This is a genomic window from Bradyrhizobium sp. USDA 4486 (assembly GCF_054057995.1).
In genome coordinates, this window is sequence record NZ_JBSRZV010000001.1 from 5055664 (window position 1) to 5067787 (window position 12124).

13 protein-coding genes are annotated in these 12124 nt (G+C 54.8%); 4 read left to right on the forward strand and 9 right to left on the reverse strand.

Translation table 11 applies throughout. From position 1 onward, the window contains the following. Positions 1–58: 58 nt before the first annotated feature. Positions 59–964: a hypothetical protein gene (locus ACVWY3_RS24115; RefSeq protein WP_456840684.1), complete on the reverse strand. Its 906-nt coding sequence runs from the start codon at positions 962–964 to the stop codon at positions 59–61. Next, complete coding sequence (locus ACVWY3_RS24120) at positions 961–1350, reverse strand: hypothetical protein (protein ID WP_456840685.1); 390 nt, start codon at positions 1348–1350, stop codon at positions 961–963. The genes ACVWY3_RS24115 and ACVWY3_RS24120 overlap by 4 nt, the downstream gene beginning before the upstream one ends. Positions 1351–1609: 259 nt before the next feature. Between ACVWY3_RS24120 and ACVWY3_RS24125 the strand changes: the two genes are divergently transcribed. The 4 genes from ACVWY3_RS24125 to ACVWY3_RS24140 all read left to right on the forward strand — a co-directional run bounded on the left by ACVWY3_RS24125 (position 1610) and on the right by ACVWY3_RS24140 (position 3331). Further along, positions 1610–1978 (forward strand): hypothetical protein, encoded by a 369-nt coding sequence (locus ACVWY3_RS24125; RefSeq protein ID WP_456840686.1) that lies wholly within the window; start codon positions 1610–1612, stop codon positions 1976–1978. 33 nt (positions 1979–2011) lie between these two features. Next, positions 2012–2359 carry a hypothetical protein gene (locus ACVWY3_RS24130; RefSeq protein ID WP_456840687.1) on the forward strand — a complete coding sequence of 116 codons (348 nt, stop codon included), beginning with the start codon at positions 2012–2014 and terminating at the stop codon, positions 2357–2359. Between the two features lie 266 nt (positions 2360–2625). Next, a complete protein-coding gene (locus tag ACVWY3_RS24135; protein WP_456840688.1) occupies positions 2626–3126 on the forward strand; it encodes a hypothetical protein in 501 nt (166 codons plus the stop codon). A gap of 7 nt (positions 3127–3133) precedes the next feature. Further along, positions 3134–3331, forward strand: a complete 198-nt coding sequence (locus ACVWY3_RS24140) for a hypothetical protein (protein ID WP_456840689.1) — start codon at positions 3134–3136, stop codon at positions 3329–3331. 463 nt (positions 3332–3794) lie between these two features. Here ACVWY3_RS24140 and ACVWY3_RS24145 read toward each other — a convergent pair whose 3' ends face one another. The 7 genes from ACVWY3_RS24145 to ACVWY3_RS24175 all read right to left on the reverse strand — a co-directional run bounded on the left by ACVWY3_RS24145 (position 3795) and on the right by ACVWY3_RS24175 (position 11769). Then, a complete protein-coding gene (locus ACVWY3_RS24145) occupies positions 3795–3968 on the reverse strand; it encodes a hypothetical protein (RefSeq protein WP_456840690.1) in 174 nt (57 codons plus the stop codon). Between the two features lie 40 nt (positions 3969–4008). Beyond that, positions 4009–5064: a metallophosphoesterase family protein gene (locus ACVWY3_RS24150; protein WP_456840691.1), complete on the reverse strand. Its 1056-nt coding sequence runs from the start codon at positions 5062–5064 to the stop codon at positions 4009–4011. A 35-nt stretch (positions 5065–5099) separates the two neighbouring features. Continuing rightward, positions 5100–5768, reverse strand: coding sequence for a hypothetical protein (locus ACVWY3_RS24155; protein WP_456840692.1), 669 nt, complete (start codon positions 5766–5768; stop codon positions 5100–5102). A gap of 710 nt (positions 5769–6478) precedes the next feature. Beyond that, positions 6479–7402 carry a ferritin-like domain-containing protein gene (locus ACVWY3_RS24160; RefSeq protein WP_456840693.1) on the reverse strand — a complete coding sequence of 308 codons (924 nt, stop codon included), beginning with the start codon at positions 7400–7402 and terminating at the stop codon, positions 6479–6481. 5 nt (positions 7403–7407) lie between these two features. After that, the gene (locus ACVWY3_RS24165; protein ID WP_456840694.1) at positions 7408–8001 is read right to left on the reverse strand and encodes a gluconate 2-dehydrogenase subunit 3 family protein; all 594 of its coding nucleotides are present in this window, start codon (positions 7999–8001) and stop codon (positions 7408–7410) included. 7 nt (positions 8002–8008) lie between these two features. Beyond that, on the reverse strand, positions 8009–9691 hold the full coding sequence (locus ACVWY3_RS24170) for a GMC oxidoreductase (RefSeq protein ID WP_456840695.1): 1683 nt from the start codon (positions 9689–9691) through the stop codon (positions 8009–8011). 1526 nt (positions 9692–11217) lie between these two features. Beyond that, positions 11218–11769 (reverse strand): hypothetical protein, encoded by a 552-nt coding sequence (locus tag ACVWY3_RS24175; RefSeq protein ID WP_456840696.1) that lies wholly within the window; start codon positions 11767–11769, stop codon positions 11218–11220. Positions 11770–12124: the final 355 nt, after the last annotated feature.

Sequence of the window (12124 nt, forward strand, 5' to 3'; positions counted from 1 at the left end):
CAATTTACATCATTTTACAATGGCGGTTCCTAACAGCAAGTCAATCGTCGTAAACCGTCTAACACGTGAAAGTGCTTCCCGGTGCGGCAACAAGAAGCAAATCTGGCTCCCAACCTTTGGGTTTCCCGTCCGGATTGAGAACAAAACCGGATCCATTCTCGACAGGCGGATAGGCCTGCTGGACCACGAAAGAGCGGGCTTTCCGGGCACGATGGAGGTCTTTCGCAGTAATAATATGCCCCTCCATGGTCGCGGCATTGCCGCAAGACGGGACGATCACGAAATCGACGTCCAGCTCACCGTAAACGGTACTAAAGCACCTATTGCAGAAATCGAGGCAAATGCCGAAAGCGACAAGCGCGTCGTCCAGAACCAGAATTGCGAACTCTTTTCCGAAGTGGATCTTCTCCGCCCGCCCATCTGGATCGGTGTACGGATATCGCTTCTTGTGGCGCAGAAGCACCTTACCGTGGCCATTAAAGACCGTGGCTATATTGAAAAGCTTCCCAGCCTCCATCTCGTGCCATGAGCCGGCAACGACGAATTTGGGAGATGTCGGGACATCGCCCTTCACCCAGGGCTTCTTTGCCAGCAGGTCGCCGATCATTGCCCTTGCGGTGGGATCGATCATCAGCTCGGGGAAGACACATGCGAGAGAGCCATCGACGTGAGCGGCTGCACATGCGTTAGCGATCACAGCATCACGATTCGAAAGCTCCACGGCATCGACTACAAAGGTCGTCTCCGTTTCCGTACAGCTGAATTTGGGATCGGCGAAGACTGTCGCCCCAAAGACTTTCGTGCTGACCGATGAGGGCTCATCCACGTGGTCGCGTCGAATGAGATTAACCGATGCACCGTCTACGGTTGATGGTATGAGGCGAACCTTCGTCAATCCGCGCTGATCGAACGGACGAATATCCTTATCGGGCGACTTCGGGCTTCCCCACGTCAATCGGCTCATCGGCACAAGATAGGCATCTTCTGGAGCGACGCCGACCAGCCACTCTTTCGTCGATCGAGGCCGGCTGCCAAGACCAGGCTCATGAACTCGGTCTCAAGCGCGCGCAAGAAGCCGCCCAACCGCATAACGACGGACCTGACGTCCTCGACGCTATCGAAAGAAAGGCCGCAATCCGGCTTATTCGGCTCGAACTCAGCCGCAACTGCGAGGATCTCCGATTCCCGAACCTGCGCGTAGGTCTGCCTGATCGGCGTGGGAGCCAATGCAATAAGCCTCCAAACCTCGAGCAGGCTTTCGCGGAGCCCGCCAAAGCGGACATTGCGGTCAATCGCCGCCAGCGTGGACGAAATTTCGAGAACCGCCGCTCCCCATTCGTCGTCGGTCATTGATCTAATCATTGAGACATCAGCGCTATGAAATGATCGCAATCAATACGTGTATTGCACCAGCCACAGCAACGCCACAAACATTTTTTGGCTTAGCCTCCGATCTTTCGCCGGACCGTGAGTGCGCTGGCTCAAGGATTCGAATCGCGGACAAACATCCCTGTTGCAGAACTCAGCGACCACGCCCCGGCAAGATGATCGTCAAGAACTGGGTCCGACGTCCAATGTCTTCAGCATGCGCTGATGGGGCTCCAGTCCCATGACGATCCTCCGGCGCGTGAAGCCGATCGCCATCTTTGGGGCGCATGTCGAAAGATCTCGTTGCACCGCGATCAACGTGCTGTCGGGAAGCCGGCGATCTGCTCTCGCGGAGATAAAAGAGCGCACCGTCGCGCCGCACCCACGCCCCAAGGACGAGCCCAACAATTGGCGACATCGCAGGCCTTTCTCCAAAGCAACAGTTTCCATACCTAGCTTATTTGAATTGCTCTCTCGTATCCCCGAGGCCAACTTTGTAATACTTCACGAACTCATTACTGAACGCCCCAGTAGAGGCGACAGATCGAAATATGCTTCTGTCATCGAGCAGCTCGAGGACGTGCACCGGGATTTCTTCAAGAACCTCTAGTTTACGGGTACGTATGACGAGACGAGAAATTCCTTGCAATGGAAACTACTCGCTACGCTTGGCCGCCCTGCCTTCAAAAAGATGTTCAGTGCTACCCGCAACGGCATCAACATGGATGCATTTTTGCGCGAGCGCAAAGTAGCAGTGATAAACGGTGGCGAGCAAGCGCTCGGCAAAGAGAGAATGCGGATATTTGTGCTCTTCTCAATAGGTCAATATTGGGCCGCTGCGAAACGACGAAGAGAAGACCACCTCGCCATGTGCTTGGTCGATGAAGCGAGCTACGCATTCCAATCAACTATAATCGCCGACATCCTTGCGGAGCTACGAGGTTACGGCTGCGCCTTTATCGGACTGACCCAACATTGGGCGCAGAGGTGAAACCTGCCGTTCTTGGCAACACGGCCATCAAGAGGGCAGGCGCAGTTCAGCACAACGATGCGACTATTATTGGTCGACAGATTTTCATGCCTGTTAACGAGATACGAGCATTGAAGCCCTTCACTGGCCCAGGCTCACGCTCCCAGTGGGCCATGTTTATTGCCTGAACGGATAGGGCGCAGGCGGTTTCGCTTCCTTATGGGGTTCTGGAGCCCACCTACGAGCAGGACCTCGCCAACGGCAATGGCATCGCCCTCATCGATCCCTTGGGCGATCTGGCCGAGCACGTCGTCTCGCACGTTCCCCATTTGGCGTCGGAAAGACCTCATCTATCTGAACGTCGGCAACGTGAACCAGCCGTGGGGCTACAACCCCCTCGTCACGTTGCGCCGCAGTACATCGCCCTCGCTGCATCCGGCTTCATGGAAGTATTCAAGAAGATGTGGCCGGACGCGTGGGGTGTGCGCATGGAGCACGTCCTGAGAAATGTATTGATGGCTCTTTTGGAACGGCCTCATGCGACGATGCACGACATTCTGCGACTTCTGACTGACGAAAACTACAGAAAGAAAATCGTCCAAACTATCCAGAACCAGCCAGTGCGCCGCCTTTTCGAGCTAGAATTCGAAGAGTTTTCATCCCGCTACCGCGCCGACGCTAGCGCACCGATACAAAACAAAGGTCGGCGCATTCTTGGCGGACCCCGCGCTGGCCCGAATGCTGACAGCACCAAGACAAGAAATTCGCATCCGTCGGGTAATGGATGAAGGCAAAGTGCTCATCGAGAATTTGGCAAAGGGACGGATCGGCGAAGACAGCTCTTCCCTCTTGGGCGGCCTTCTCGTAACCACACTAGGGCTCGCGGCTTGCACCCGGGTGAACACACCGCCTGAGAAGCGCCGTGACTTCTACATCTATATAGATGAATTCCAGAGCTTCACCACGCTCGCGCTCGCCAACATGCTTTCATAGCTGCGCAAGTACCGTGTGCGATTTTCGATCGCCCATCAATTTCTGCATCAGGTGACGCCCGAAATCAGACACTCGGTGCTCAGTAATGTCGGCACATTTATTTCCTTCCGAGTTGGCCGGAGGATGCGTCATACCTTGTGAAGGAATTTCAAGAGGAATTCGACAACATAGACCTTGTGCAACTGCCGCACTTCTCGACGAGCTGACCATTTAGCGCACGAACGATGCCAAGCAGCGACTTGATCAAGTTTGTTTACTGACTGCGCTGGGTTAACTGGCGAAGACCTATCATCTAGTTGCGAGAGCCATTTTGCAGGCTCGCGCTCTGCGCTTGACCGTGGAATTATCTCTACTTGAATGCCTAGAGGTCGAATCCCAGGCCGTCACACGGAATCGTCTTCACGCTGATCCGTACTGCTTGCCACAGCTGCAAGCAGCTTTCGCATAGCAAGGCTTCCGCTTGCTATGATAAATTCTCGAATGAGAGAGCCTCGCTAGCACTGCGACGCCGCGTATCGTCGTCTAGGGCGAGCAGATCGCGCATCTTGCTTTGACCTGTTCTGAGAGCCGCACGAATGCAATCGAGCAATTCCTGATCGAGGCTCTGTTCCCAGCGATCTGAGTTTCTGTCGAACATTTTCCCCCTCTTGAATCTCCCCGCCTCAGCGAAACCGTCACTAAAAGTAAAAACGTTGAGGGCCGCCGGCTAAGAACCGGCTGTTTTCGTCTAAGCCGCCTGCAACGAACTGCCGACCTCTCCACTTGTAGAATGTGAAGTTAAATCCTGTAGGATCGAGATCGAAGGAATAGAACCCTTGCTCAGATCGGTATTCCGAGGCGCTCGGGCAGCAGAAGAATAGTGTTTGATGATTGTCGTTGCCCGTTAGATCACATCGGCCGAACTGGGGGACCCAAAACTCCTTATGATCGTGCCCGAACAGAACAAGATGCATCCCTGCTCGCACGCAGAAGCGCACAAACTCCTTATTGTTCTCCATCAATGTAGTTGATTGGCCATCAAACGGGTGATGATGCAAGAGCGCGATTCGGACGCAATTGGAGTATCGCACGGGCATCGAATTTCCCTGAAAGTCATCTACTACTCCGCCAGCTGCGGCTTGGCTAATATTTCTTGCTAGCGTGTAGCAATAATCCATCGCGCCCTGATCTATCCGGCCGCGAGCCAATCGGTCCCATGGCCACATTCGCGCAAATACTCCCGGGGTCGAATCGAATACGAAAAAGAGGACTGCCGGGTCCGAAGCGTTGGCAGTTCTTCGGAGGCCCCTGACATAAGGGTAGTTGGGATGGGGAAGATTCAAATTTAGAGCGTTCTCAAATACGGCCCCCTGACGTTGAAAGCCAAACCAGGTTCGATCCCATCGGTCGTGATTGCCAGGAAGCAAGAGCCGTCGATCGGGCGTCGCGTTGAGACCAAGCGTGAGAGCTAGAGCCGGACTTCCTGCCGCGAGCACGCTACTTTGAATGTATGACAGACCCGTCGCGAAGGACTGCGGCGCCCCGTCGGTGGACAAGTCGCCTGTCACGAGCAGCGCATCGTACTTGCCATCCTGAACCTGCAGCGCGTCTATCTCTCTCGCCAAGCCGACTAACTTGCTGAATGAGTGGCATCCTGCGCGCAGACCGCGCTGATAAAAGGCACGCTTCTGATGAGCAATTTGCGGTACAAAATGAAAATCAGAGACTTGAATAAGTTTTGCTATACGCGCCATGAGCGCCCCCCCGCGGTCGCATTACTTGAATGCAGCTATCTCAATCCGCCTTCCCTGGTAGATCCTACGATCGCGACATCTGAAAATGAAAGAGGTGGCCGCGGATAGACGAGTGCTTTTGATAGCGTGATGTTGTACGGGACCGTTCGGCGGAAACTTGAATATAAGAGCGCTCTTTCCAGCAGATGAGACGTGCCGCCTCTCCGCCAACCCCGGAACAGCCACAAAGGAATTAGTGTGTCCTGTCGCAACGCAATCTGAGTGTCTATCGCGGGCTCGCCTGCTAACCACCAACTGCGCGTAACCTCAACAAAGTTCGGAGCGGTCGCTGACAAACCGACTCCCCAGTTGATGGCCCCTAGCTCGCCAACGTCGACGCCATTTTCTCCGATGCGAACGTCCAAACGCGACTCAATTAAGACCAATGCAAACTCAGATAGCTCTCGGGAAAGTCCGCTCGATTGCCCCATCATATCGACGATTTCGGTGCGCGACATCCTTTCATCGCTAAAGTGATCATCAGTGGTTATCTTTGTAACTTGTATGTTTTCATTGCTGGTACGGATCTGTCGCATAACGGACTCAGCAACGCAATTCACCAAGCCATCGAGAAGACCTTCGCGCTCGACCGAAAGAAGCGCTCGCCCAGTGGTATGCAGCACAACGAGATCAAAGAGTGCTGGAAGCAGATCGGATAGCAACATGGCCACTCGCCTGATCGTTCCGGTTACTGATCACCTTGTATACCTGCGAGAAGCTGCGACCAGTCGCGTTGGCTTCAAATATGCGAGCGGAGCGGGCTACCTTCTCGAACAAACCCAACATCCAGAGGTAGAGTACGCTTGAACCCACGAATTGCGCAATACTTTCCTCGGATTTTTGACGCGCAAGCCCGTTAGCGCAAAAAGGTACGATTGGTCTCGGCTGCCGATCTGGTCGCAGAGTGGCCTCGCTGCTCGCTGGCCGCCTATTCTTCACGACTTTCGATGACGCGACAGTGCTCTGCGCACGCCGCCGCCCGACGTATTTCGACAAACAGGGTATTAGTCGTGTCTGCCGTTATGGTGGAGTTGTTCGGTAGCGTACCGCTGCACTAAACGACTTTACTGGGCGCATTCTGAATGAGGAGCAGCCCGACGGGCCGGTGAATGACCCCTCGCGTTTATCGTTTGGATTGTAACTGAAACGCCGATGTTCCTTCCTGTCAGTATCGTGTGCGAGAGGGCTGGGTTCTGAGGTTTTTGTTTGTTGCTGTCGTCACGACGCGCGCCCCAGAGATCGGAGAAACTTACTATGCTGCGCGAGGGCAGCTAGAGCTCATGTTCCACGAGATGTTAGCTGACCCTGTAGCAAGTCAACACTGGCGCGTTCCGCATTGGCTCCGCCCGCACACGGGCTGAGCGATAGCCGTCCTCTATGAGCCTTCTACCCAATCGAACTGCGGACGCACACCTTTCTCTATTAGTGAGCGGCCCGCGAGCTTCAGCTCGAACATGGAGGGAACGTCAACGTCCCTTTGACGAGACCAAGAATGCTCAAGGTTCTTCAGTAGCTGCGAAAATACTCTCTTGAAATGGGCTCGTTCTTTGCGATGCCATAAGACACGACGAAAGCTAATCACTTCAGGCATTGATATAGGTTCACCTTCAAACTTCCATGCTCCATCTACTCTGATAAGTCGCCGACCGACGTACACCTCTTTGAACAGATAGTAGTGCGCTAGATTGTGAGCTGGACTTGGCTCCTCTGGAGAATCCTCTAGACCCTCGCCTTCGCTCTTGATGCGCTCGATGCTTGTAAGGGCATCGGCGATAGTCAAAACCTGTTTGCCGAACGGGACCTGCACCCATGGTGCGCTAGGATCGATCGATGGCTGGAGCCGTTTAAATGCGTCTTCGACGGTAGTGTAAAACGCTCCGATCGTTGCGGGCCGAGTGTGCGCCAATACGGCAACCGGCGGAAATTCGGGGTACTCAATCTGCATGAATACGGCCAGCTGCTCTTTCGTCAAGGGACGCAACCCGATCGGGAGCTTTTGCGGAATGTTGCCGGGCAGATGGTCAAGCGGATACTTTGGCGGAAAGTGCCTATTGGCGATCTTTGGTGTACCGCCAATTGCGCAGAGGAGATTGCCGACGAGTGCAAAGTGGATCATCTCCTGGCTAACGATCCTGTGCAGAATACCTTCGACCCGATCCGGGTCGTTCTTAATCGACCATTGGGCGCAGAGGTAAGGAGGAATTGTACTGAATTCTACGCGCATTGCGAGCTGCAGAGCGTTCTGCAATTCAGAGACATTCTGGATGCCACTCGAAACGAATTCGGCAATCGTTTTCATGATCGCTAAAGCCCCAGTTGGCGCAATTCGCTATCGATAATCGACTGAACATCTGCCGGGATCGGAGCAAAGGATTGTAGTGGTGTATTACCTTTGTAGCCGATCGCCCTGAAGCCCATATCTGAGGTGAAATATCCGCCTACGAGAAGATAGCGGAAACGAGCAAAAAATTTTCGCTGATCATTCCCCATGGCGATTACCGCGTCGAGTACCCTGATCTTGCGTGTCTTGGTTAGCCAAAGAAATCCAAGCCAATACTGCCGACGAGACTCCTGGTCGAGCAAATCGAGCCCACCGAGAATTTGGTCCTTGTCCGACCGCTGCTTTGCGTAGGGTGCACTGAGCCATTCATTAAAGAAGTGCGTTATGCCCATCCGGCTGGGTGCCGCAAATTCAGCAGTCCCAGGGAGAACAACGTCTGAGAGAGCAGCTATCAATCTCACGTGGTGACGAGATAAGATAAGATCCCACGTCACGCGTGGAGTTATGAGGTTCGGGTCGGTCCCGTATGCTCCACTGACCTCCTCCCGGATCTTCTGCGCTTTAAACGGAATGCGCTGCCCGGTCGCATTGAGCTCTTCTGGTATTCGGTCATCCATAGCGGCCTCACAGATCTCCGTTTCTGGCCAACTGGGCGATGCGGGCGGCACCACGCGACGCTATAGCAAGGATGGTGAGCGTCGGGTTTTTGTCCGGACTGGAGACGAAGGTTGCACCATCCAAGACGAAGAGATTTCGGACTGCCCAGCATTGTCCAAACTGATCGACCACTGAATCAGCTTCGGAGAAACCCATTCGTGCGCCACCAACTTCGTGGACTGCCGCTCCTCCTATGGGCATCTCGGCCGGTCCGCTCGTAACCGTGCCGCCGAGCGAGCTGATTACTTGTCCAAAAATCTGCTGCTGGTGCTTCCATTGATTGACCTCAGATTGCCCCCACTTCCAATGAAACCGCAGAACTGGGATCTCCCACTTATCCTTGGCGTCGGGGTCCAACTCACAGAACGTTTGGTCGTTCGGGATCATTTCCCCTTCGCCGCTAAGGCTGATGTAGCTTCCATATTTCTGCAGCACCTGCTCGCGCAAGGCGTCGCCATAGGTCGGGTCCTTCTCATCGATGTAGCCGCCTATTCCCATCGTCGGCATCCTGCGCCCCCCGCGGGGCTCTATATGGTATCCCCTCGGGAAATCGAGTTCTCCTCGTGCCTGCTCCTGATAGAGCCACCATGGCACATAAATGTGCGGCGTAAAAATCCCATCATCGTTGCGCACCGGCAATTTCTCTAGGAGCGGGATGCGGCCACGAACTGTGAATTCGACCGTGTCCATGATGTATTTCCCGACCAGACCTTGGGCGTTTCCGATCCCATTCGGAAACAAATTGCTCTTCGAGTTCAGCAGGATGCGCGCTGAGGAGAAAGCTCCCGCTGCGAGGATCACACATCTCGCATGGAGGGTGCTCTGAGTGCCGGTGTGCCGGTCGACAAAGCTAACCCCTGTGGCTTTGCCGGTCTGATCGAGGTTCACTTCGTAAACCACTGCGTTGCAAACTATAGTGAGGTTTCCCGTCTGCTGCGCTTCCGGCAGAAGTACCGTCGTGCTCTGAAAGTTGGACCTGCTAGAGCATCCCTGCGTGCATGCCGTGGCGTACAGACAGGCGGCTCGACCATTCAGAGGCTTAGTCAGGATTGCCGCTCGGATAGCGGCCACTCGCATTCCGAGCTTTTCAAATGCGCGCGTGAGCACGACTTCGTAGGCCCGCGGCGGTGGAGGTGGAAGCATGACCCCATCTGGTGGGTCCGGAGTGTTCTCAATTCCCTCGCGCCTGCCGGTGACGCCAATGAGCTTCTCAACACGATCGTACCAGGGGGCCAGATCGTCATATGTCATCGGCCAATCAAATCCTAGACCATCGCGCCTCCTCGGCTTAAAGTCATATGGCCCGAAACGGAGAGCAACTCTCCCCCAGTGGTTGGTCCGCCCTCCAAGCATTCGCGGTCGCCACCAGCTAAACTCCTCAGAGTCGCCGGCCGTGGTGTAGGGCTCTCCTGGAACAGCCGTGCCTCCATCGATCGTCGCGTCGTAATAGCCATTTTCCTTGTCTGGAGTCGCGGCGCCACGCAAAGGCGCCTTCTGCTGAGAGACGAACATCGCGGTTTCGGTCCCAGGCTCATAGTCGCGACCTGCTTCGAGCACGGCCACTTTGAGACCCGACCTGCACAGGTCGTAAGCAGCCATTCCCCCCGCGGCTCCGGAGCCGACGATAAGTACATCGAACGGTTCTCGCATATGCTCTGCTCCCCCACCATGCAGTGCTGCCGCCCGAAATCACCGCGCTTGAGACTAAGTGCGCTGGCTAGCGCAGGCCCTCAATCGATACATTAATTTCGCTCGGCACCGCCCCCACCTAGGATAGCGTAGTCAAGTAGCCAATCGCCTCGCCGTCAAGTTGCAACGGCTAAGAGAACTCAAAATTACATCGGCACTCCTGCCCCGTTTCGCTTGTGCGAGATGGAGGATCTCTCGTGAATGTCCTACGCGTGGAAGACGCTTCGCGGTAGGATGCGGGCAGTTATTTCCCGTACATAGTTCGCAAAGATCCGAACCAACCTGATCACCTTGAAGATCGAAATCCTCTGTATGCCTCGAGTTCTTGAATTGCGAGCTACCTTGGGAGCCAGGGAGCTTGGGTTCTCTGAACATATAGTGCCGCTACGTGGCTCGCACAGTCGTCACCTTCTTAGAAAAGCCTCAAGTTCTCGGCCCGTTTCGCGAACCGCTCCGCGAGATGCGGTGATCCTGCGGCCGGCCGTCCGAATTGAGCCAGGAATTGCCGTTGCTCTAATTCGACATGCAGCCCGTCGCCGGAAGGAGGCGCCGGAAATGCGCTCCGCCGCAGATCATTGGGATCGGAACTTCCAAGGGATTTGCCTGCACGTTCCTGATCGGGCCGCCGCCTAAACACCCCTTCACATCTTCTCCCGCAAGTTGCAACATACCGATCAGGCAAGATTCGCATTGCCATCCTTTGATGATCGGCTGGAGCGTGGGCATCAAAACTATCGAGGTGAAGACAGCTGCGGAAGCAATTCAGACTTTGGTGACATTCTCGGAATCGGAGAATGTAATTTTTAGAGGCCATAACGATACGACGTGGATACGCACGAGCCCTGTGGAATTCCGCGCTGGCCCATAGCGCCCCCGATAAACCGCCATCCATCCAGTAGTACCGTCTTCCGGATGATCGCTTTAGGGGCAGGTAGTACCTCCTCCAGATATTCATGCGCTATCGAGTCGAAATACGCATCAATGTCTGCCTTCACAAAGAACCCATTTCGTACCTCTGGATCATTTGCGAAGACGAGGAGGGTTTTGCACGCTGCCGACCGCCCACCACGACACAGGAACTGTGACTCAGCGCCACTCGGATAGCCAGTCAAGATCAAGCTCACTGATTGTAATAGTCATCGATCATAGCGTGCGTTCGCTGCGGAACAAGTTCGTCCTTTGCAACAACCGGCCACGGGCGAGGAATTCAACTCGGTGACTTCCGCTGTCGTGCAGGTACCTGCAACGACTCTCAAAAGCGCGAGCCGACCGGACGGCCGAGGCGAACCGCCCGGGCTTGCGATCCACTGATCGAAGCCATCCGAGGTGACGGCGCCGCGTCTGCCAGCATAATTGCCACGGCGTTTTAGCAGGCGAGGAATAACCGCACTTCGCGGGGAAATATGGCGCGCAACCGAAGTGAGGCGTGTTCTATCGGTCCCGCCACCTCCCCGCTCTCCATCGTAATCCGCGGCCAAGTTGGCATGCTATTGGACGGTTTGCGCTTCGCATTTTCCAGCCCGCCCGACAGACATGCAGGTCCGCTTGGTCGCGGAGCAGACGATTATCATGAGCGGAACGGCAATGGCATTCTCGGCAAATTTGTGCTTCACCGCAGCTTGCAGGCTTGTGTCGAGCGACTGAAGCTCTTTCCGCGTGCCTTCGTCCAATCTGAACAGATAGCGATTTTCGTTCGCTCGCACCGTATCGTTCTGTTGCAAAAGGTCTACCTCGAAGTCGTATGCCTTTTTGCCGTTCTTGCTCCATGGCATGGTTGGCAACGAGTTGGAGAATACCCTGCCCCCTGCATCTTTGAGGAAATCACCATATTCTTGACTCCACTGCGCGAGATTTCTCCCGGAGGAGGAGATGCATTTGCCCTTCTCCTCGAATACGATCTCCTCCACTACGGCTGGACCTAGCCCCAAATTTTGGATGCTGAGGCTTATGTCCTCCCACAAGGGGGAAATCTCCGCCCGAGGTTGAATTGCGATCTCCTTGTACTGCAAATCAGCATTCTGGGCGTTGATCGTGTACATGAGAGACACCAACGCAATTGCCATCGAACTTATCGAAACAATAACTGACACGTGCGTACCGAAGAATCGCAGAATGCGGCTTATCGCTGCCAGGACAGGTCCCATTTCTCCCCGATCGTAACTTAGCGCTTGCTTGAAATCTTATTTCTTTGCTGCAAGCCACGCCCACCCATGCGGAAACGGGACGCCGTCTACGAGACACTTCTTTCCGTCAAACGAGCCGAGCAAGTTTGCAGTTTTGTCGCGTGCCTGCCTTACCGTGATGGCGCACGCGTCCAAGCCGTTGGCAGCCATTATCCGATTTCCCCCGCCAAAGATTCTCTTAATCCTCGAATCCCAACTATTATAGAGCGAC

Bases quoted from the DNA above. Each gene is read 5' to 3' on its own strand.
- ACVWY3_RS24115 (WP_456840684.1), bottom strand. From the start codon at position 964: ATGAGCCGATTGACGTGGGGAAGCCCGAAGTCGCCCGATAAGGATATT.
- ACVWY3_RS24120 (WP_456840685.1), bottom strand. From the start codon at position 1,350: ATGACCGACGACGAATGGGGAGCGGCGGTTCTCGAAATTTCGTCCACG.
- ACVWY3_RS24125 (WP_456840686.1), top strand. From the start codon at position 1,610: ATGACGATCCTCCGGCGCGTGAAGCCGATCGCCATCTTTGGGGCGCAT.
- ACVWY3_RS24145 (WP_456840690.1), bottom strand. From the start codon at position 3,968: ATGTTCGACAGAAACTCAGATCGCTGGGAACAGAGCCTCGATCAGGAA.
- ACVWY3_RS24150 (WP_456840691.1), bottom strand. From the start codon at position 5,064: ATGGCGCGTATAGCAAAACTTATTCAAGTCTCTGATTTTCATTTTGTA.
- ACVWY3_RS24155 (WP_456840692.1), bottom strand. From the start codon at position 5,768: ATGTTGCTATCCGATCTGCTTCCAGCACTCTTTGATCTCGTTGTGCTG.
- ACVWY3_RS24160 (WP_456840693.1), bottom strand. From the start codon at position 7,402: ATGAAAACGATTGCCGAATTCGTTTCGAGTGGCATCCAGAATGTCTCT.
- ACVWY3_RS24165 (WP_456840694.1), bottom strand. From the start codon at position 8,001: ATGGATGACCGAATACCAGAAGAGCTCAATGCGACCGGGCAGCGCATT.
- ACVWY3_RS24170 (WP_456840695.1), bottom strand. From the start codon at position 9,691: ATGCGAGAACCGTTCGATGTACTTATCGTCGGCTCCGGAGCCGCGGGG.
- ACVWY3_RS24175 (WP_456840696.1), bottom strand. From the start codon at position 11,769: ATGTACACGATCAACGCCCAGAATGCTGATTTGCAGTACAAGGAGATC.